Source organism: Pararhizobium mangrovi, assembly GCF_006516965.1.
Classification (GTDB): Bacteria; Pseudomonadota; Alphaproteobacteria; order Rhizobiales; family Rhizobiaceae; genus Pararhizobium_B; species Pararhizobium_B mangrovi.
Genome location: NZ_VHLH01000004.1, coordinates 198082 through 217512, shown reverse-complemented (window position 1 = coordinate 217512; position 19431 = coordinate 198082). Strand labels below are relative to the sequence as shown.

Sequence of the window (19431 nt, the reverse complement as noted above, 5' to 3'; positions counted from 1 at the left end):
GGGATGAAGTCGGTCCTTTGCTACGGGGACTCGCTGACGTGGGGGACGGATGCGCAAGCCGGAAGCCGGCACGATCATGCCGACCGCTGGCCGAGCGTCCTCCAGAAAGCGCTCGGAACCGATGTTACCGTCATTCCGGAAGGATTGGGCGGACGGACCACGGCATACGACGATCATCTGGCCGATTGCGATCGCAACGGCGCGCGTATCCTGCCGACCATCCTGCATACCCACGCGCCGCTCGATCTGGTGATCTTCATGCTCGGCACGAACGACATGAAACCCGTCACAGCCGGAAGCGCGCAGGCGGCCTGCCGCGGCATCGAGCGGTTGATCGAGCTTACGCGCAACCATGCCTGGCCGAACCGGGCCGAGACGCCGGAGATCCTGATCGTCGCGCCGCCGGTGCTGTGCGAAACCGCCGATCCGGGTTTCGCGGCGATGTTCGCCGGCGGCATCGCGCAGTCGAAGATGCTCGCGCAGCTCTATTCCGATCTTGCGGACGAGACCGGCTGCGGCTTCTACGACGCGGCAACGGTGGCGAAAGCCTCACCGGTCGACGGCGTCCATCTCGATGCACGAAACACGCGCGCGGTCGGCAAGGCGCTCGAACCGGTCGCGCGGCTCATGCTCGGACTGTGAGCGAGGGCATAAGGCGACGCACGATGCAAAGGGTGGTCGCGGTTGCTTTCCGCGTGGACGGTTCGCCATCGGCGCTCGACGCAGCATCAAACTGAACGGGTACCGTGGCACCGCGCCACGGGCCGAAGAACGAAGTGAGGAAGCCCATGGCGAACGCCTACGACGTCATCATCATCGGCTCCGGGCCGGGGGGGTACACGACCGCGATCCGTGCCGCGCAGCTCGGCTTCAAGACGGCGATCGTCGAGCGCGAGCACCTTGGCGGCATCTGCCTGAACTGGGGCTGCATTCCGACCAAGGCGCTGCTGCGCTCCGGCGAGGTGATGGACCATACGCGCCATCTCGAGCAGTTCGGCCTCAAGCTCGACGGCACGGTGAGCCCGGACGTCGATGCCGTCGTCAGCCGTTCGCGCAAGATCTCCGGCAGGCTGAACGGCGGCGTCGGCTACCTCATGGGCAAGAACAAGATCGAAATCATCTGGGGCGAGGCGAAGGTCACGAAGGCCGGCGAGGTTACGGTCTCCGAGCCGCAGAAGACCCCGATGGAGCCGCAGCCGCCGAAGCCGAAGAAGACGCTCGGCCCCGGCACCTATACGGCCAAGCACGTCATCATCGCGACCGGCGCGCGTCCGCGTGCGCTGCCGGGCATCGAGCCCGACGGCGACCTGATCTGGACCTATTTCGAGGCAATGGTTCCGAAGGAAATCCCGAAATCCGTCGTCGTCATGGGTTCCGGCGCGATCGGCGTCGAGTTCGCGAGCTTCTACCGCTCGATGGGCGCGGAAGTGACCGTCGTCGAGATCATGCCGACGATCCTGCCCGTCGAGGACAAGGAAGTTTCCGGCATCGCCCGCAAGGCGCTCGAAAAGCGCGGCATCACCTTTCATACCGAGACAAAAGTCTCGAAGGTCGAAAAGGGCAAGAAGGGCGTTTCCGTCACCATCGAGCCGAAGGACGGCAAGGCTCAGACGATCGAGGCCGACAAGCTGATCTCGGCCGTCGGCGTGCAGGGCAACATCGAAGGTCTCGGCCTCGAAGAGCTCGGCATCAAGACGGAGAAGGGCTGCGTCGTCACCGATGGCTTCGGCGCGACGGACGTGAAGGGCGTCTACGCGATCGGCGACGTCGCCGGTCCGCCGATGCTCGCCCACAAGGCCGAGCACGAGGGCGTGATCTGCATCGAGAAGATCGCCGGCGTCGAAGGCGTCCACGCGATCGACCCGAACCGCATTCCCGGTTGCACCTACTGCCATCCGCAGATCGCATCCGTCGGCATGACGGAAGCGCAGGCGAAGGAAGCCGGTCACGAAGTGAAGGTCGGCCGCTTCGACGCGAAGGCCAACGGCAAGGCGATCGCGCTCGGCGAGGACAACGGGTTGGTCAAGACGATCTTCGACACCAAGACCGGCCAGCTTCTCGGCGCACATATGGTGGGCCCGGAAGTCACCGAACTGATCGAGGGCTACGTCGTCGCCATGAACCTCGAGACGACCGAGGCGGAGATCCAGCATACGATCTTCCCGCATCCGACGCTCTCGGAAATGATGAAGGAAAGCGCGCTCGATGCCTACGGCAAGGTGATCAATGCCTGATGCGGCGCGATCATTTCCTTCCTCGGAAAGCCGGCCGGAACGTATCCGTCACCGACGCGTTACCGGGACACCGTAAAGGCAACAACGGCAACAGGAGAGAGACATGGCATTGAACGGCGTCGGGCTCATCGCGGCGATCATCATCGGCGGCATCGCAGGCTGGCTGGCAGAACAGTTCATGAAGTCCAACATGGGCCTCATCATGAACATCGTGCTCGGCATCGTCGGCGCGCTCGTCCTCAACTTCATTCTGGCGCTCTTCGGATTCGCCTTCGGCGGCTGGATCGCCTATCTGATCATCGGCTTCATCGGAGCGTGCATCCTCATCGCCATCGCTCGCGCCATCAAGCGCTGACATATCCGAAGCTTATGCACTGAAGGTCGGGCCGCCATGCGAATGGGCGGCCTGACTTTTTTCGTCTTTCGGTCTATATGGGTGTGAACGGAAAAACACGGCCCAAGGACTGAGAATGGTTACGGTTCTCGACACTGCAAGCGCGAAGCCGCGCGTTCGCCATCCGGAAAAGGCTCATCGGCCGGATACCGAAATGCCCCGCAAGCCGGACTGGATCCGGGTCCGGGCGCCGAACTCGAAGGGCTACCACGAGACGCGTTCGATCGTTCAGGATCACGGTCTGATCACCGTGTGCGAAGAGGCGGGTTGCCCGAATATCGGCGAGTGCTGGGACAAGAAGCACGCCACCTTCATGATCATGGGCGAGATCTGCACGCGTGCGTGCGCGTTTTGCAACGTCAGCACCGGCCGGCCCATGCCGCTCAACACGAACGAGCCCGAAAGCGTCGCCCACGCCGTTGCGCAGATGGGCCTCAATCACGTAGTGATCACCTCGGTCGACCGCGACGATCTCGACGATGGCGGAGCGGAGCACTTCGCCCGCGTGATTCGCGCCATCCGGCAGTCTGCGCCCGGTACGACGATCGAGATCCTGACGCCCGATTTCCTGCGCAAGCCCAGCGCTCTGGAAACCGTCGTGGAAGCAAAGCCAGACGTCTTCAACCACAATCTCGAAACGGTCGCCGGAAACTATCTCACGGTGCGCCCCGGTGCGCGCTATTTCCACTCCATTCGCCTGTTGCAGAAGGTGAAGGAACTGGATCCGTCGATGTTCACGAAGTCCGGCATCATGGTCGGTCTCGGCGAGGAGCGCAACGCGGTGCTCCAGCTCATGGACGATCTGCGCACCGGCGACGTCGACTTCCTGACGATCGGCCAGTACCTGCAGCCGACGCGCAAGCACCACCGCGTCGAGCGGTTCGTGACGCCGGAGGAGTTCGCGTCGTACGAAACCAGCGCCTATACCAAGGGTTTCCTGATGGTTTCCGCGAGCCCGCTGACGCGTTCTTCCTATCATGCCGGCGACGATTTCGCGCGGTTGCGAGCCGCCCGCGAGGCGAAGCTGGCGGAAGCGGCGCAGTAGCGCGATCATGCCCAAGCATCATACGACAAGACGGGTCGAGCACAGCCCGCAGAACATGTTCGACCTCGTCGCCGACGTCGAAAGCTATCCGAAATTCCTGCCGCTTTGCGAAAGCCTTCAGGTGCGTGAACGGCGCGAGGGGGAGGACGGCAAGACGCTGCTCGTCGCCGACATGAGCGTCGGCTACAAGTCCGTGCGCGAGACCTTCACCACGCAGGTGCTGCTCAAGCCGAAGGAACTGGCGATCGACGTCAAGTATCTCGACGGGCCGTTCCGCTACCTCGACAACCGGTGGCTGTTCCTGGATGCCGGCGAGAACCGGTGCGACGTCGATTTCTACATCGACTACGAGTTCAAGAACCGCATGCTCGGCATGCTGATGGGCTCGATGTTCGACCGTGCGTTCCGCACCTTCGCCGAAGCCTTCGAGAAGCGCGCCGACAAGATCTACGGCCGGAAGGGTGGCTGATCCCCGATCCGCGCGACGATGAGTAAAAGGGCTGCCGAAACCGTCCTCACGCGGATCGTGGCGCGGCCGAGATCGCCGAAGCGCAGTTCCTCGTGATGCGTCGGCCTACCGCGCATGGCGAGCGCCACATGGACGAGACCGACGGGCTTTTCCACGCTTCCGCCGCCGGGACCCGCGACGCCGGTGACGGAAACCGAAGCGTCGGCCGGCGAAACGGCGAGTGCGCCTTCCGCCATCTCGATGGCGACCTCTCGCGAGACCGCGCCGTATCGGTCGAGCGTCGCCTCGCGCACACCCACCATCGCGACCTTCGCCGCGTTGGAATAGGTCACGAAACCACGCTCGAACACGTGTGACGCGCCCGCGACGTCGGTGATCGCCGCCGCGATCATGCCGCCCGTGCACGATTCCACCGTGGCGAGCGTCACACCGCGCGATTCGAGGCACGCGACGACGTTTCGGGCAAGCTCGTGGTCGATGGTCATGGCCGGCCGTTCCGGTAGAAGACGCTCGCCGTCGCGATCGCCGCGATGCCTTCCCGCCGCCCGACGAAGCCGATCGTCTCGTTCGTCGTGGCCTTCACCGAACAGCGCGACACGTCGATCTCCAGCATTTCGGCCATCGCCGTGCGCATGGCCGTGCGGTGCGGGCCGATCTTCGGCGCTTCGGCGACGAGGCTGACATCGGCATTGAGGATCGTCCCGCCGGCATCACGGACGAGGTCGCGAGCATGGCGCACGAAAAGGTTCGACGCCGCGCCCCGCCATCGTGCCTCGCTCGGCGGAAAGTGGTCGCCGATATCGCCGGCGCCGCAGGTCGCAAGCAGTGCGTCCGTCAGCGCGTGAAGGCCGACATCTGCGTCGGAGTGGCCGGAAAGCATCTGCGAGTGCGCGATCCATACGCCGCACAGCCACACACCTTCACCGTCCACGAGCTGATGCACGTCGTAGCCGTTGCCGGTCCGTACGTCGGGGATCTGCGTTTTGCCGAACGTTGCGTGCGCCATGGCGATATCCTCGGCCGTCGTGAGTTTGATGTTCGACCGCTCGCCCTGCACGATCGCGATCGAAAGCCCGGCCGCTTCCGCCACGGCGCAGTCGTCCGTGAGATCCGCGCTCTTCGCCGCCTCGTGTGCGCGAAGGATCGATCCGTAGACGAAGGCTTGGGGCGTCTGTGCCGCATGAAGATTGTCCCGGGAGACCGTTTCGGCAATCCGCGCCGCGGCGGTCGCGCGCTTGAGCGTGTCGACGACGGGCAGCGCGGGAAGCACGCCGTCCGCACCCGCGTCGAATGCCGCATCGATGCGCTCCAGAAGCGTTTCGGCGATGAAGGGGCGCACCGCGTCGTGGATCAGGACGTGCGTGGCGCCGCTGCCGTCGAGGGCGCGAAGGCCGGCGAGCACCGAGGCCTGGCGCGTCTCGGCGCCGGTGACGCGCACCAACCGGCCGTCGGATGCGAGCGTGCCGAGGGCGCTGTCGTAGAGCGCTTCGTCTTCCGGGTGAATGACGACGACGAGCCGATCGATCCGGCCCCATGCGAGCAACGCATCGAGCGAGCGCGCAAGAACGGCCCGTCCGCCGATCGGCCGATACTGCTTCGGCCCGTCGGGGGAGAAGCCCGCCCGCGCACCGCGACCCGCGGCGACGACCACGGCCGCATATCGACGCGTTGTGCGCATTGGTTTATCGGTGCTCCTTCGACGGAAGTTCGACGAAATCCAGGACCCGCTCTATCCTCGCCGCCAATGCTTGGCCAGACGGCATGGCAGCCACGGCGGATTTTCGCTTGTCGCCGGTGGCAGAAATCTGGCAGATGGCTAGATGGAAAGCAGGCGCCACCCGTGCTCGAAAGATAAGCAGTTGACCCGATCCCTACTCGGCCAACCCATGAAAATCGGCCCGGTCCCGGTGCGCAACCGGGTCTTCCTCGCGCCGATGTCCGGTGTCAGCGACGTTCCGTTTCGCCGTATCGCATGGCGCTTCGGTGCGGGGCTCGTCGTTACGGAAATGATCGCGACCCGCGAACTCGTTCATGGGCGGACGGAATCCAGAGTGCGCCTGGCGGGAGCCGGTATCTCGCCGCACATGGTGCAGCTTGCCGGTCGCGAACCGTACTGGATGGGCGAGGCGGCGCGCATCGCCGTTGCCGAAGGGGCCGATATCGTCGACATCAACATGGGCTGTCCCGCCAAGAAGGTGACGGGCGGCTATGCCGGTTCCGCGCTCATGCGCGAGCCGGACCTCGCGATGGCCCTGATCGAGGCGACCGTAAGGGCCGTCGACGTGCCGGTCACGCTGAAGATGCGGCTCGGCTGGGACGCACATTCGCTGAACGCGGCGGAACTCGCCAGGCGGGCCGAAGATGCGGGCATCCGGATGATCACCGTCCACGGGCGCACGCGCTGCCAGTTCTACGAGGGCAGGGCGGACTGGGCGGCGATCGCTGCCGTGCGCAAGGCGGTCCGCGTTCCCTTCGTCGCGAATGGCGACGTCGCGAGCACGGCCGACGCGGAAAGGCTGATGGCCGTTACCGGCGCCGATGCCGTCATGGTCGGACGCGCCGCGCAAGGGCGGCCCTGGCTGCCGGGAGAGATCGCCGGCGCTATCGCGACGCCGTCTTCGGTCCTCGTCGCCGAAACCGCCTGCGAGCACTACCGCGCCATGATCGACCATTACGGGGCGGTGAAGGGTGTGCGGCATGCGCGCAAGCATCTCGGCTGGGCGATCGACGCGCATGCGCCGGACTGCCCGCCGGCGTTGCGTCGCGCGCTTCTGACCGAGACTGATCCCGATGTCGTGGTCGCCCGTCTGGAGCAGGCTCTTCGAAGCAGCTGCCAGCCGATGGATCGCGCGGCGTGAGCGGTCCGCAGAACACGAAGGGCGCGGCAGGCGCGGGTACAACGCCGGTCGGCATCCTCAATGCCATCCAGCACCCGATCATCCTCGTCGACGAAGATGGGCGCATCGCCTTCGCGAACTGGGAGGCGGAGGCGTTCTTCGGTGCCAGTGCCACCTATCTCGCGCGGCAGACGCTCGAAAGCTACATCCCCTTCGGAAGCCCGCTCCTGTCGCTGATCGAACAGGTGCAGGAACGGCGCGCGCCGGTGAACGGATACCGCGTCGACCTTTCCTCGCCGCGTCTCGGCGAAGACAAGATGGTCGACGTCTACGTCTCGCCGCTCAGCACGGGCGAGGGGCCGATCGTCGTCATGCTGCAGGAACGCACCATGGCCGACAAGATCGACCGGCAACTGACCCATCGCGGCGCCGCCCGTTCGGTGACGGGCCTTGCCTCCATGCTGGCGCACGAGATCAAGAACCCGCTCTCCGGCATTCGCGGCGCTGCGCAGCTTCTCGAAGGGTCGGTCGAAGGCGAGGATCGCGGGCTAACGCGGCTGATCCGGGAAGAGACGGACCGGATCGTCTCGCTCGTGGATCGCATGGAGGTCTTCTCCGACGAGCGGCCCGTCGACCGCCAGCCCGTCAACATCCATTCCGTGCTCGATCACGTGAAGGCGCTTGCGAGTGCGGGGTTTGCGAGCGGCATCCGGTTTACGGAAAACTACGATCCCTCGCTGCCGCCGGTCTTCGCCAATCGCGACCAGCTCGTGCAGGTGTTCCTCAACCTCGTGAAGAACGCGACGGAGGCGGTTGCCCGCGAGCCGCACGCCGAGATCGGCCTATCGACGGCCTTCAGGCCGGGCATGAGCCTTTCGGTCGCCGGCAGCCGCCACAAGGTTTCGCTGCCGCTCGAATTCTGCGTGACCGACAACGGCCCCGGCGTTCCGGCCGATCTGCAGCCGCATCTCTTCGACCCGTTCATCTCGACGAAGACGAACGGCTCGGGCCTCGGGCTCGCCCTCGTCGCCAAGATCATCGGTGCCCATGGCGGCATCGTCGAGTGCGACCGCCACGGCCAGCGCACCGTCTTCCGCGTGCTGATGCCGGCATCGCAGGACGCCCCACCAATCGACCAGCTTTCCGATTTGAAGCGGGATGATACTGCATGAGTGGAGAAACCATCCTCGTCGCCGACGATGACGCCGCCATCCGCACGGTGCTGAACCAGGCGCTGACGCGGGCGGGTTATCAGGTGCGCGTCACCTCGAACGCGGCGACGCTCTGGCGCTGGATCTCGGCGGGCGAGGGCGATCTGGTCGTCGCCGACGTCGTCATGCCGGACGAGAATGCCTTCGATCTCCTGCCGCGCATCAAGAAGGCGCGCGAGGAACTGCCGGTCGTCGTCATCAGCGCGCAGAACACGTTCATGACGGCGATCAAGGCGTCCGAAAAGGGCGCCTACGACTACCTGCCGAAACCGTTCGACCTGACTGAAATGATCGGCATCATCGGCCGGGCGCTCGCCGAACCGAAGCAGCGCCACGTTGGCCCCGGCGACGACGGCGGCGACAAGATGCCGTTGATCGGCCGCTCGACGGCGATGCAGGAAATCTACCGCGTGCTCGCCCGGCTGATGCAGACGGACCTGACGCTGATGATCTCGGGCGAGTCGGGAACCGGCAAGGAACTCGTCGCCAAGGCGCTGCACGATTACGGCAAGCGCCATCACGGCCCATTCATCGCCATCAACATGGCCGCGATCCCGCGCGAACTGATCGAATCCGAACTCTTCGGCCACGAGAAAGGCGCGTTCACCGGTGCGCAGTCGCGCTCGACCGGCCGCTTCGAGCAGGCCGATGGCGGCACGCTGTTCCTGGACGAGATCGGCGACATGCCGATGGACGCGCAGACCCGGCTCCTTCGCGTGCTCCAGCAGGGCGAATACACGACCGTCGGCGGACGAACGCCGATCAAGACCGACGTGCGCATCGTCTCGGCGACGAACAAGGACCTCAAGGTCCTGATCAATCAGGGGCTTTTCCGTGAGGATCTCTATTACCGGCTGAACGTCGTGCCGCTGCGCCTGCCGCCGCTGCGCGACCGGGCGGAAGACATCCCCGATCTGGTCACGCATTTCCTGCGACAGGCCGAGCGCGAGGGACTGGCGCCGAAGCGCGTCGACATCGACGCGCTGGAGCGCATGAAGGGCTATCCGTGGCCCGGCAACGTGCGCGAACTGGAAAACGTCGTTCGCCGGCTCACCGCGCTCTATCCGCAGGAGGTAATCACCCGGGAAATCATCGAGAGCGAGTTGCGCACCGAGGTGTCCGACAGCCCGCTCGGAACCGCCGACGGGGGACCGGCCGATCCCAGCATCGGCCAGGCCGTCGAAGACAACATGAACCGCTATTTTCGCGGCTTCGGCGACGATCTTCCTCCCCCCGGCCTCTACCAGCGGGTGCTGAACGAGGTCGAATATCCGCTGATCCTCGCGGCCTTGACGGCCACCCGCGGCAACCAGATCAAGGCCGCCGAACTGCTCGGCCTGAACCGGAACACGCTACGCAAGAAAATCCGTGAACTCGGTGTCTCCGTCTATCGCGGTCCGCGCAGCACATAGGCGCGATCGGTTCCCGTCCGATCGGTGCGAGTGAGCCTCAAGCGTGTGGTTCGTGGATCGGGCAGCGGTTGAAGCGCTCGCGGAAGCCGGCCGAATGGCGATATGTCGCCTTGCGCGCGCGATTGATGCTGCCGAGCGGCTTGTGCGCGGTGATACCGGTCCACACGCTGAAGCGCATGCCCTCGTCGATCTCGGCGACCTTCTCCGCGCTCCAGGAGTCCTGCGGTCCCGCTTCGAGGATCGCGACGGTGTGAAAGGGCGAACTTTCCTCGTCCCATTGAACCGTTGGGTCTTCGACAGGCTGCTTTTCCAAGTCGCGGCAGAGCTGGACCCGAAGTTCCCAGCGGCCCTCGATCGCCTTCATCTCGTCCCGGACCGTGTTGCGGATGGCATCGGAATCATCGCCGATCGGCATGCTTTCGCCGGTGCGCGCAGTAAGATCGTCCGAAACCGGGGCAAGGCTGAACTTGGCGACGTAATCGCCGTACCGGAACGGGGTGGCGCTGTAATAGGTCTCGCCCAGCGGGTCGACGTTCGGCGCACCGCCGAGGGAATGGACCTTCGGGCTTTCCTTGCCGATGCTTGCCATGGCCGCGTTCGCCCCGCGCAGGAAGGTCGAAAGCACCTTCTTGACGCCTTCGATGCGATCGGTCGTGCCGGCGAGCATCTTCAGGTTGCCGAGGAACTCGCTCGACGTCTTCGCCTGGAAGATCGGTCCGTTGACGAAGACGAAATCCTGGCTGTCGCCTTCCGCGTCCGGCAGCCTCTCGCCCGCAACGCCCGCTATCTTCAGGGCGAAGCCGCGGGGCAGGGACACGGCGTCGTCCACGATATCGCCGGGATTGGTCGAAATGCGCATCCATGCCTCATGGGCGCCCGGCGTCGCGAAGACGCCCTGCGCGAACTCCTCCGGCAGGTCGTCGAGCACCGTCAGCGTGCCTTTCAGAAGACCGTGGCCCTTGGCGTGAACGGCGCGCACCGCATGGCCGTAGTTCTGCGACGTCGTCTCGAGGATGGTGTCGAACGCCTCGTTGAGGCCTTCGATGGTCTGTTCCTCGTCCTCCTCGACGTGTTCGAGGTCGGGCGTATAGCGAAGCGGCGGGTTCGTCGGCATGGTGCCTCCCTGATGGACGGGGAAAAATGAGTATCGGGACAAGCGACGATCGCCGAAGAGGTTCCGGATCACGACGAACGTGATCGATGGCGTGCGGTTTCCGCACCGCCAAGAGACTTAGTTGCAGTTTCGCCACATTCTGTTGCTCTACCGCCACGAGCTGCCGTAACATTCCGGCTAAGCGCAGAGCGCGAACCGTGGGGACGAAAGCGCCATGGCCGTGGGGGACACCCTGCCCAGTGATAGCACCGCAAGGGGCACCGGCGAACGCCGGCGCTCCTTTACCGGCCGCGGTATCGCGCTTGTCGTCGGCGCGCTGATCAGTTCGTCCGCCTCGTTCGCCATCCTGCTCGGCCTGACGCCGATCGCGCCGGTCACCAACGTCGTCATCGCGCTGGCACTGATCAACCTCTTCTTCGTGCTGTGCCTGATCGCTGTCATCGGCGTCGAAATTCGCAAGCTGTTGAAAGCGCGCGAACGGGGAAGGGCCGCCGCCCGCCTTCACGTGCGGATCGTCGGGCTCTTCTCGATCGTCGCCATCACGCCGGCGATCCTCGTCGCGATCGTCGCCAGCTTCACGCTGAACGTCGGGTTGGACCGCTGGTTTTCCATGCGCACCCAGTCGATCGTCAACCAGTCGCTGGACGTGGCGCAGGCCTACGTCATGGAGAACGCGCGCTATCTCCAGGGCCAGACCGTGACGATGGCGACGGAGCTCGACAAGGCGCGCTCGCTCTACAATCTCGACCGCACCGGCTTCAACAATCTGCTGACCCGGCAGGCGCGCGGACGCGGCTTCCTCGGCGCGTTCGTCGTCACCGAGGACGGCAACGCAACGATGCAGGCCGACATCCAGACCGAACGGCCGTTGCCGGCCATTCCGAAGGATGCGCTGCAAAAGGCCGTATCCGGCGAGCCGACGCTGATTCCGCCGGGCGTGACGAACCTCGTCGGTGCGGTGATCAAGCTTCGAAGCTTTCCCGACATGCTGCTCTACACCGTGCGCGCGGTGGACCCTTCCGTCATCCACTCCATGCGCGAGATGGAGCAGACGACGCAGGAATACCATTCGATGGAAGAGGGGCGCACGCCCCTGCAGATCGCCTTCGCGATCCTCTATCTCGGCTTCGCGCTGATCGTGCTTCTGGCCGCGATCTGGACCGCGATCGCCGTTGCCGATCGGCTGGTGCGCCCGATTCGCCTGCTGATCGGCGCTTCGGACGACGTCGCCAAGGGCAACCTTCAGGCAGCCGTCCCGGTGCGCGCGTCCGACGGCGACGTCGGCAATCTTTCCAAGACCTTCAACAACATGATCGTGCAGATCCGCACGCAGAGAAACGAGATCCTCGAGGCGAAGGACCAGATCGACGAGCGCCGGCGCTTTTCCGAAGCGGTCCTTTCAGGCGTTTCGGCCGGGGTGGTCGGCGTCGCCAAGGATGGGCGCGTCTCGATCGCCAATCGCTCGGCGGAGACGATGTTCGCCTGCGTGCCCGGCACGATGGTCGGCATGAACCTTCTCGAGATCGCGCCGGAATTTCGCGAGGTGGTCGAAGAGCACAGGCAGCGCCGGCGCAAGGAGCACCGCAAGCAGATCACCATGGTGCGCGGCGGCAAGGAACGCACGCTCAACGTCCAGATCACCGGCGAGGATGCGACGGACGCGCGTGATTCCTTCGTCATCACCGTCGACGACATCACCGACCTCGTCATCGCCCAGCGTTCGACGGCCTGGGCGGACGTCGCGCGGCGCATCGCCCATGAAATCAAGAATCCGCTGACGCCGATCCAGCTTTCGGCCGAACGCATCCGCCGGCGCTACGGCAAGCAGATCGCCGAGGAGGACCGTGCCGTCTTCGACCAGTGCACGCAGACGATCGTGCGCCAGGTCGAGGATATCGGCCGCATGGTCGACGAGTTCTCCTCCTTCGCGCGCATGCCGAAGCCCGCCAAGGAGGAAGTGGACCTACGTGTCATTCTCAAGGATGCGGTCTTCCTGCGCGAGATGGGCACGCACAAGGTCGACTTCACATCCGATTTCGGCGAGACGCCGCTCGTCGGCCGCTACGATTCGCGCATGCTCGGTCAGGCCTTCGGCAATCTCATCAAGAACGCCGGCGAGGCGATCGAGGCAGTGCCGGAAGGCGAGGAGCGCGACGGCAGGCGCATCGCCGTCTACGCGCATTCGGAAGGCGAGTACGCCACCGTCGACGTCATCGACAACGGCAAGGGCCTGCCGCCCGAAAACCGTCACCGCATACTCGAGCCTTATATGACCATGCGCGAAAAGGGGACCGGGCTCGGGCTCGCCATCGTCAAGAAGATCATCGAGGACCATGGCGGCGTGCTTGAACTGCACGACGCGCCGGCCGATTTCGACCGGGGCAGGGGCGCCATGTTCACCGTCAAGCTGCCGCAGGGCACCGGCACCGCCGAACCTGCCGTAGAGAGAGAGGAAGCTGGAAATGGCGTCTGACATTCTCGTCGTCGACGACGAGGCCGATATCCGCGATATCGTTTCGGGTATCCTTTCCGACGAAGGCCACGAGACGCGCGTCGCCGGCGACAGCGATTCGGCGTTGAAGGCGATCTCCGAACGTGTGCCGAACCTCGTCCTATTGGACATCTGGCTGCAGGGTAGCCGGCTCGACGGGCTGGCGCTGCTCGACGAGATCAAGAACCGCCATCCGGAACTTCCCGTCGTCATGATCTCCGGTCACGGCACCATCGAGACCGCGGTCGCCGCGATCAAGCAGGGCGCCTACGACTTCATCGAGAAGCCGTTCAAGACCGACCGCCTGATCCTGATCGCCGAACGGGCGCTCGAGACGTCCAAGCTCAAGCGCGAGGTGAACGAACTGAGGCGTCGGTCGGGCGATTCGCTCGAACTGATCGGCACGTCGCTTGCGATCTCGCAGCTCAAGCAGACGATCGAGAAGGTGGCGCCGACCAACAGCCGCATCATGATTCTCGGCCCGTCGGGATCCGGCAAGGAGATGGTGGCGCGCATGATCCACCAGCGTTCCTCGCGCGCATCCGGCCCCTTCGTGGCCCTGAACGCGGCGGCGATCACGCCCGAGCGCATGGAGATCGAGCTTTTCGGCACCGAGCCCGGCAGCAGCAGCACGCGCGAGCGCAAGGTCGGTGCGCTCGAACAGGCGCATGGCGGCATTCTCTATCTCGACGAAATCGGCGAAATGCCGCGTGAGACTCAGAACAAGATCCTGCGCGTGCTGATCGACCAGCAGTTCGAGCGCGTCGGTGGCAACCAGCGCGTCAAGGTGGACGTGCGCATCATATCCTCGACCGCCTACAATCTGGAAAACCGGATCGCCGACGGCGATTTCCGGGAGGATCTCTATCATCGCCTCGCCGTTGTGCCCGTCCGCGTGCCGGCTCTTGCCGAGCGGCGGGAGGACATTCCGTTTCTGGTCGACCTTTTCATGCGGCGCATCGGCGAGCAGGCGGGTATCAAGCCCAGAAACATCGCCGACGATGCCATGGCCGTGCTTCAGGCGCACGACTGGCCGGGCAACGTCCGCCAGCTCCGCAACAATGTCGAACGGCTTCTGATCCTCGTACGTTCGGACGGGCCGGACACGACGATCACCGCCGATCTTCTGCCGAAGGAGGTTTCGGACATGCTGCCGAAGACGCCGACGCAAGGCGACGGGCACATCATGACCGTGCCGCTTCGCCAGGCGCGCGAGATGTTCGAGCGGGACTACCTCGTCGCCCAGATCAACCGCTTCGGCGGCAACATTTCACGCACGGCGGAGTTCGTCGGCATGGAGCGTTCCGCCCTGCATCGAAAATTGAAATCTCTTGGCGTATAAGGCGGACCGCACGAAAGGCCGGGCAACGCCGCCCGGCAGCACGAAAGGCGGCCCATGAAGGTCATCATCTGCGGCGCGGGGCGCGTCGGCTACGGCATCGCCGAACGGCTTTCGCAGGAAGCCAACGACGTATCGGTCATCGATACCTCGCCCTCGCTGATCAACGTCATCCGCGATACGCTCGACGTGCGCGGCTATGTCGGCCACGGTGCGCATCCGGACGTGCTTGCGCGTGCCGGTGCTGCGGAAGCCGACATGATCATCGCCGTGACGCTCTACGACGAGATCAACATGACGGCCTGCCAGGTCGCGCACTCGCTGTTCAGCGTGCCGACGAAGATCGCCCGTATCCGCGCCCAGAGCTACCTCGCGCCGCACTATTCCGATCTCTTCTCGCGCGAACACTTGCCGATCGACGTCATCATCTCGCCGGAGATGGAAGTCGGACGCATGGTGCTGCGGCGCATCGCGCTGCCCGGTGCGACCGACGCGGTGCGCTTTGCCGACGAACGCGTGACGATGGTCGCCATCGAGTGCAACGAGGAATGCCCGGTGGTGAATACGCCGCTGGAACAGCTTTCCGAGCTCTTCCCCGACCTCAAGGCGACGGTCGTCGGCATCTGGCGCAACGAGCAACTCTTCGTGCCGCGCTCCGGCGACCAGCTTGAGATCGGCGATCTCGCCTACGTCATCTCCGACCAGGAACACGTGCGCCGCACGCTCGGTCTCTTCGGTCACGAGGAACAGGAAGCCGCCCGCATCGTCATCGCAGGCGGCGGCAATATCGGCCTCCACGTCGCGCGTTCGATCGAGGCTCGCCAGACGCGCACGCGCATCCGCATTATCGAGCACAACCGCGAACGCGCGGTGAAGATCGCCGACGAGCTTCAGCGCACCGTCGTCCTTCACGGGTCCTCGCTCGACCAGCAGATCCTGACGGAGGCCGACATTCACGATGCCGACCTGATGGTCGCGCTGACGAACGACGACCAGGTCAACATCCTGTCGAGCGTCATGGCCAAGCGGCTCGGCTGCAAGGCGAACCTGACGCTGATCAACAATCCGTCCTATCAGGACTTCACGCGAACGCTCGGCATCGATGCGCACATCAACCCGCGGGCAGTGACGATCTCGCGGGTGCTGCAGCACGTTCGGCGAGGGCGCATTCGCGGCGTCTACAGCGTGCAGCAGGGCCAAGCCGAGGTGATCGAGGCCGAGGCGCTGGAAACCTCGCCGCTCGTTGGCATGCCGCTTCGTGACCTCCAGATCCCGGACGGAGTGCGTATCGGGGCGGTGCTTCGCGGAAGTGCCGTTCTTCGGCCCGAAGGCGAAATGCGCATTAAGGCGAAGGACCGCGTCGTGATGTTCGCGACCGTGCAGGCCGTGCGCCACGTCGAACAGATGTTCCGGGTCAGCCTCGAATTCTTCTGATCGTGCAAACGAACACCGCGTTTGGGGCACACCGCGCTTTCTTCGGCGACCGGACCTGGCGGCCGGAAATCGGCCGCGTTTCACCGGTATGCAGCGCGCTCGTCGGCGCCGGCATCGCCTCTTGGCATCATGCTTTGCGCGACGCGGAATCTTTTTCTGGATGAACATGGAAAACTTGTCGGGGTTCGCACGTTCCGGGCTACGGATGGTACACGCGGTAAGCGTCAGGGTAGCGCCGCCGCGTGTAATGTGGTTGTAATTGAAAACAACGATAGGATGTCGCGCTTGGCGGGAAATCCGGCTCGCGACCAAGGAAACTGCGTGGAACGATGGCTGAACGGACGCAAAACTTGCAGGATTTATTTCTCAACACCGTTCGCAAGCAGAAAATTTCTCTGACGATCTTCCTGATCAACGGGGTCAAGCTGACGGGGGTCGTCACCTCCTTCGACAATTTCTGCGTGCTGTTGCGGCGCGACGGGCATTCGCAGCTCGTCTACAAGCATGCCATCTCGACCATCATGCCGGGTCAGCCGATACAGATGTTCGAGGCCGAGGAAGGCGCCGGCGAAAAAGGCAACTAAGCCATTACGAGCGATCAGGACAAAGCCTCTGCGGTCGAGCAGGCTCGCGGCGATGGCGCGGAAGCCGTACGCGCGCTCGTCGTCGTGCCGGTGCTTCGTCGCGCGCCGATGGACGACGACCGACCGGCCAATCCGCGTTCGGGCGAATCGCGCCGCGACGAGGCGATCGGGCTTGCCCGTGCGATCGATCTTCAGATCGTCGACGCCGAGATCGTTCAGGTGAGCCGGCCCCGGCCGGCAACACTGATCGGCGGCGGCAAGGTTGAGGAGATCGCCGAGCGGCTGAAGGTGGAGGACGTATCGCTCGTCGTCGTCGACCATCCGCTGACGCCGGTCCAGCAACGCAATCTGGAGCGTGCCTGGGACGTCAAGGTTCTCGACCGCACGGGGCTCATCCTCGAGATCTTCGGTCAGCGCGCATCGACCCGGGAAGGCGTGCTGCAGGTCGATCTCGCACACCTGAACTACCAGCGTGGCCGGCTTGTTCGAAGCTGGACCCATCTCGAGCGCCAGCGTGGCGGCGCAGGCTTCATGGGCGGCCCGGGCGAAACGCAGATCGAGAACGATCGGCGCCAGCTTCAGGAAAAGATAGCCAAGCTCGAGAAGGAGCTCGAGCAGGTTCGCCGTACCCGTACGCTCCATCGCGCAAACCGGCAGAAGGTGCCGCACCCCGTCATCGCGCTCGTCGGCTACACCAATGCCGGCAAATCCACGCTGTTCAACCGCATGACCGGTGCGCAGGTGATGAGCGAAGACATGCTCTTCGCCACGCTCGACCCGACGCTGCGCCGCATGAAGCTGCCGCACGGACGGTTCGCGATCCTGTCGGACACCGTCGGCTTCATTTCCGACCTGCCGACGCATCTGGTCGCGGCCTTCCGCGCGACGCTCGAAGAAGTGCTCGAAGCCGATATCGTGCTGCACGTGCGCGATATGGCCGATCCGGAAGCCGAAGCCCAGGCGACCGACGTCGTCTCCATCCTGAAAGGCATGGGGCTCGATCCGGAAACGACCAAGGTGCCGATCGTCGAGGTCTGGAACAAGCTCGACCTGTTGGCGCCCGACCGGGCCGACGCATTGCGTGCGAAGGCCGAGAACGGCCAGCATACGACCTGTGTTTCAGCGTTGACCGGGCAGGGGGTCGACACCCTTCTCGAACGCGTCGAGCGTCTGCTTTCCGGCGAAATGGTCGAGCGCGGGATCGACCTCGACGTCGCGCAGATGCCCGTGCTGAGCTGGATCTACGATCACGCCACCGTCAACGGACGCACCGACATGGAAGACGGAAGCGTGCATCTCGATCTGTCGCTGAGCGAACATGACAGCGGCGAACTCGAACGCCGGCTTGCCGAAGCGCGATAGAGCGTTTCAGGGATACGGTTCACTCCGGCTGGCGTTCGGTGAGCTTCGCTTTCTGCCAAAGCGCTTCCATGGCGTCGAGGCTCGCTTCCTCGGCCGAACTTCCCGCATCGGCGAGGGACTTTTCGATGAAGGCGAAGCGTCGGCGGAACTTCGCGTTCGTGTCGCGCAACGCCATTTCCGGCTCCACATTCCGGTGGCGGCCGAGATTGACGAGCGCGAAGACGAGGTCGCCGAGTTCGTCGGCGACGGCTTCCGTTCGACCGGCCGACATCGCTTCGCGCAGTTCGGCGATTTCCTCTTCCACCTTGTCGAGAACGCGCTCGGCATCACCCCAGTCGAAACCGACCTTGCTGGCCTTCTTCTGCAGATCGAGCGCTTCGCTAAGCGCCGGCTGACCGCGCGATACGCCGTCCAGCAGACCCGCTTCCTCCTTCTCGGGCTGCCCCGAAGCGGCGCGGCGGCGCTGGCGCTCTGCCCGTTCCTCGGCCTTGATCGCCTCCCATTGGACCTTCACCGCCTTCGGCGTATCGGCATTCGAACGGGCGAAGACATGCGGATGGCGGCGGATCATCTTTGCGGTGATCGCATGAACGACGTCGGCGAACGCGAACGCGCCTTCTTCTTCGGCCATTCGCGCGTGAAAGACGACCTGCAAGAGCAGATCGCCGAGTTCGTCGCACAGATCGGCCCGGTCGCCGCGTTCGATGGCGTCGGCGACCTCGTAGGCCTCCTCGAGCGTATAGGGCTTGATCGTCTCGAAGGTCTGCTCGACGTCCCAGGGGCACCCGGTTTCCGGTTGGCGCAGCGCGGCCATGATTTCGATAAGACGGGTGATGTCGCCGGATGGCTGCATGGATCGGGGCCTTTCACGTTCGCGGCCGCCCGTGCCGCTCGAAATCAATTGAGCGGAATGCGGTTTTCCGCCTTGCCGGCCTGATAGGTGGCCGAAAGATCCGCATATCGCGCGGCAATGCTTTGGATCCGCGCCTCGATCGCCGCACGTTCGCCCGGCTCGGCATCGCACGAAAGCTCACCGATCGAAGCGGCGGACCAGAAGGCGTTTTCGCGACGATAGCCGTCCGGTTCGAGCCCGAAGACCTCTTTCAGGATCTTCAGGTCGTGCGGGATCGCAAAGCGGTCGCGCGAATCGGCATGGCCGAAGAGGTGGAAGAAATTATCGAAGCCGGCCCAGGTGATGGCAGACAGGCAAAGCGGGCAGGGCTCGTGCGTAGCGAGGAAGACGAGGTCCTTCGTTTCCGGGTGCCCAGCCTGCTCGTAGAAACGTTTCAGCGCATGCATCTCGCCGTGCCAGAGCGGGTTTTCGGTTTCGTTGTTCGTCTCCGCGATGACTAGCGACCAGTCCGCCTTGCGAAGGATGGCGGCGCCGAAGATCTTGTTTCCCTTCGCAACGCCCGCTTCCGTGAGCGGGAGAATATCGTTCTCGACGACGTCGAGCAGCCGCCGGGCGAGGGGAACGCGATCTTCCGTGTCGAGCTGCATCACCG

18 protein-coding genes are annotated in these 19431 nt (G+C 64.6%); 13 read left to right on the top strand and 5 right to left on the bottom strand.

Annotation, left to right across the window (positions count from 1 at the left end; translation table 11 throughout):
* Window positions 1–3: 3 nt before the first annotated feature.
* The 5 genes from FJU11_RS03960 (at window position 4) to FJU11_RS03940 (ending at window position 4142) form a co-directional block, all read left to right on the top strand.
* The gene (locus FJU11_RS03960) at window positions 4–642 is read left to right on the top strand and encodes an SGNH/GDSL hydrolase family protein (RefSeq protein WP_141165721.1); all 639 of its coding nucleotides are present in this window, start codon (window positions 4–6) and stop codon (window positions 640–642) included.
* A 146-nt stretch (window positions 643–788) separates the two neighbouring features.
* Entirely contained in the window at window positions 789–2234 is a 1446-nt protein-coding gene (lpdA, locus tag FJU11_RS03955; protein WP_141165720.1) for a dihydrolipoyl dehydrogenase, read from the top strand.
* Between the two features lie 103 nt (window positions 2235–2337).
* Window positions 2338–2589 (top strand): GlsB/YeaQ/YmgE family stress response membrane protein, encoded by a 252-nt coding sequence (locus FJU11_RS03950; RefSeq protein WP_141165719.1) that lies wholly within the window; start codon window positions 2338–2340, stop codon window positions 2587–2589.
* A 115-nt stretch (window positions 2590–2704) separates the two neighbouring features.
* The gene (gene lipA / locus FJU11_RS03945; RefSeq protein ID WP_141165718.1) at window positions 2705–3673 is read left to right on the top strand and encodes a lipoyl synthase; all 969 of its coding nucleotides are present in this window, start codon (window positions 2705–2707) and stop codon (window positions 3671–3673) included.
* A 7-nt stretch (window positions 3674–3680) separates the two neighbouring features.
* Window positions 3681–4142, top strand: coding sequence for a type II toxin-antitoxin system RatA family toxin (locus FJU11_RS03940; protein WP_141165717.1), 462 nt, complete (start codon window positions 3681–3683; stop codon window positions 4140–4142).
* Here the strand turns inward: FJU11_RS03940 and FJU11_RS03935 are convergent.
* A complete protein-coding gene (locus FJU11_RS03935; RefSeq protein WP_141165716.1) occupies window positions 4121–4627 on the bottom strand; it encodes a CinA family protein in 507 nt (168 codons plus the stop codon). The two genes, FJU11_RS03940 and FJU11_RS03935, sit on opposite strands and share 22 nt — an antisense overlap.
* Window positions 4624–5820, bottom strand: a complete 1197-nt coding sequence (locus FJU11_RS03930) for a bifunctional 2-C-methyl-D-erythritol 4-phosphate cytidylyltransferase/2-C-methyl-D-erythritol 2,4-cyclodiphosphate synthase (protein ID WP_141165715.1) — start codon at window positions 5818–5820, stop codon at window positions 4624–4626. The genes FJU11_RS03935 and FJU11_RS03930 overlap by 4 nt, the downstream gene beginning before the upstream one ends.
* A gap of 208 nt (window positions 5821–6028) precedes the next feature.
* On the opposite strand from FJU11_RS03930, the gene dusB reads away from it, so the two are divergent.
* From dusB to ntrC, 3 genes are read left to right on the top strand one after another with little or no spacing between them, the layout of a single operon-like run.
* On the top strand, window positions 6029–7000 hold the full coding sequence (dusB, locus tag FJU11_RS03925; protein WP_141165714.1) for a tRNA dihydrouridine synthase DusB: 972 nt from the start codon (window positions 6029–6031) through the stop codon (window positions 6998–7000).
* Complete coding sequence (locus FJU11_RS03920; RefSeq protein WP_141165713.1) at window positions 6997–8151, top strand: two-component system sensor histidine kinase NtrB; 1155 nt, start codon at window positions 6997–6999, stop codon at window positions 8149–8151. The genes dusB and FJU11_RS03920 overlap by 4 nt, the downstream gene beginning before the upstream one ends.
* Window positions 8148–9602: a nitrogen regulation protein NR(I) gene (gene ntrC, locus FJU11_RS03915; RefSeq protein ID WP_141165712.1), complete on the top strand. Its 1455-nt coding sequence runs from the start codon at window positions 8148–8150 to the stop codon at window positions 9600–9602. The genes FJU11_RS03920 and ntrC overlap by 4 nt, the downstream gene beginning before the upstream one ends.
* A gap of 37 nt (window positions 9603–9639) precedes the next feature.
* On the opposite strand, the gene FJU11_RS03910 is transcribed toward ntrC, so the two are convergent.
* A complete protein-coding gene (locus FJU11_RS03910) occupies window positions 9640–10716 on the bottom strand; it encodes a catalase family protein (RefSeq protein ID WP_141165711.1) in 1077 nt (358 codons plus the stop codon).
* 214 nt (window positions 10717–10930) lie between these two features.
* Between FJU11_RS03910 and FJU11_RS03905 the strand changes: the two genes are divergently transcribed.
* The 5 genes from FJU11_RS03905 to hflX all read left to right on the top strand — a co-directional run bounded on the left by FJU11_RS03905 (window position 10931) and on the right by hflX (window position 17926).
* Complete coding sequence (locus tag FJU11_RS03905) at window positions 10931–13189, top strand: sensor histidine kinase NtrY-like (RefSeq protein ID WP_141165710.1); 2259 nt, start codon at window positions 10931–10933, stop codon at window positions 13187–13189.
* Window positions 13179–14549, top strand: a complete 1371-nt coding sequence (gene ntrX / locus FJU11_RS03900; RefSeq protein ID WP_141165709.1) for a nitrogen assimilation response regulator NtrX — start codon at window positions 13179–13181, stop codon at window positions 14547–14549. The genes FJU11_RS03905 and ntrX overlap by 11 nt, the downstream gene beginning before the upstream one ends.
* Window positions 14550–14603: 54 nt before the next feature.
* Window positions 14604–15980: a Trk system potassium transporter TrkA gene (gene trkA, locus FJU11_RS03895; protein ID WP_141165708.1), complete on the top strand. Its 1377-nt coding sequence runs from the start codon at window positions 14604–14606 to the stop codon at window positions 15978–15980.
* Window positions 15981–16309: 329 nt separating this feature from the next.
* Window positions 16310–16564 carry an RNA chaperone Hfq gene (gene hfq, locus FJU11_RS03890; protein WP_141165707.1) on the top strand — a complete coding sequence of 85 codons (255 nt, stop codon included), beginning with the start codon at window positions 16310–16312 and terminating at the stop codon, window positions 16562–16564.
* Window positions 16565–16672: 108 nt separating this feature from the next.
* A complete protein-coding gene (gene hflX, locus FJU11_RS03885; RefSeq protein WP_141165706.1) occupies window positions 16673–17926 on the top strand; it encodes a GTPase HflX in 1254 nt (417 codons plus the stop codon).
* A 19-nt stretch (window positions 17927–17945) separates the two neighbouring features.
* On the opposite strand, the gene mazG is transcribed toward hflX, so the two are convergent.
* Entirely contained in the window at window positions 17946–18779 is an 834-nt protein-coding gene (mazG, locus tag FJU11_RS03880; RefSeq protein WP_141165705.1) for a nucleoside triphosphate pyrophosphohydrolase, read from the bottom strand.
* Window positions 18780–18823: 44 nt separating this feature from the next.
* Entirely contained in the window at window positions 18824–19426 is a 603-nt protein-coding gene (locus tag FJU11_RS03875; protein WP_141165704.1) for a nucleoside deaminase, read from the bottom strand.
* Window positions 19427–19431: the final 5 nt, after the last annotated feature.

Bases quoted from the DNA above. Each gene is read 5' to 3' on its own strand.
- FJU11_RS03960 (WP_141165721.1), top strand. From the start codon at position 4: ATGAAGTCGGTCCTTTGCTACGGGGACTCGCTGACGTGGGGGACGGAT.
- lpdA (WP_141165720.1), top strand. From the start codon at position 789: ATGGCGAACGCCTACGACGTCATCATCATCGGCTCCGGGCCGGGGGGG.
- FJU11_RS03950 (WP_141165719.1), top strand. From the start codon at position 2,338: ATGGCATTGAACGGCGTCGGGCTCATCGCGGCGATCATCATCGGCGGC.
- lipA (WP_141165718.1), top strand. From the start codon at position 2,705: ATGGTTACGGTTCTCGACACTGCAAGCGCGAAGCCGCGCGTTCGCCAT.
- FJU11_RS03940 (WP_141165717.1), top strand. From the start codon at position 3,681: ATGCCCAAGCATCATACGACAAGACGGGTCGAGCACAGCCCGCAGAAC.
- FJU11_RS03935 (WP_141165716.1), bottom strand. From the start codon at position 4,627: ATGACCATCGACCACGAGCTTGCCCGAAACGTCGTCGCGTGCCTCGAA.
- FJU11_RS03930 (WP_141165715.1), bottom strand. From the start codon at position 5,820: ATGCGCACAACGCGTCGATATGCGGCCGTGGTCGTCGCCGCGGGTCGC.
- dusB (WP_141165714.1), top strand. From the start codon at position 6,029: ATGAAAATCGGCCCGGTCCCGGTGCGCAACCGGGTCTTCCTCGCGCCG.
- ntrC (WP_141165712.1), top strand. From the start codon at position 8,148: ATGAGTGGAGAAACCATCCTCGTCGCCGACGATGACGCCGCCATCCGC.
- FJU11_RS03910 (WP_141165711.1), bottom strand. From the start codon at position 10,716: ATGCCGACGAACCCGCCGCTTCGCTATACGCCCGACCTCGAACACGTC.
- FJU11_RS03905 (WP_141165710.1), top strand. From the start codon at position 10,931: ATGGCCGTGGGGGACACCCTGCCCAGTGATAGCACCGCAAGGGGCACC.
- ntrX (WP_141165709.1), top strand. From the start codon at position 13,179: ATGGCGTCTGACATTCTCGTCGTCGACGACGAGGCCGATATCCGCGAT.
- trkA (WP_141165708.1), top strand. From the start codon at position 14,604: ATGAAGGTCATCATCTGCGGCGCGGGGCGCGTCGGCTACGGCATCGCC.
- hfq (WP_141165707.1), top strand. From the start codon at position 16,310: ATGGCTGAACGGACGCAAAACTTGCAGGATTTATTTCTCAACACCGTT.
- hflX (WP_141165706.1), top strand. From the start codon at position 16,673: ATGGACGACGACCGACCGGCCAATCCGCGTTCGGGCGAATCGCGCCGC.
- mazG (WP_141165705.1), bottom strand. From the start codon at position 18,779: ATGCAGCCATCCGGCGACATCACCCGTCTTATCGAAATCATGGCCGCG.
- FJU11_RS03875 (WP_141165704.1), bottom strand. From the start codon at position 19,426: ATGCAGCTCGACACGGAAGATCGCGTTCCCCTCGCCCGGCGGCTGCTC.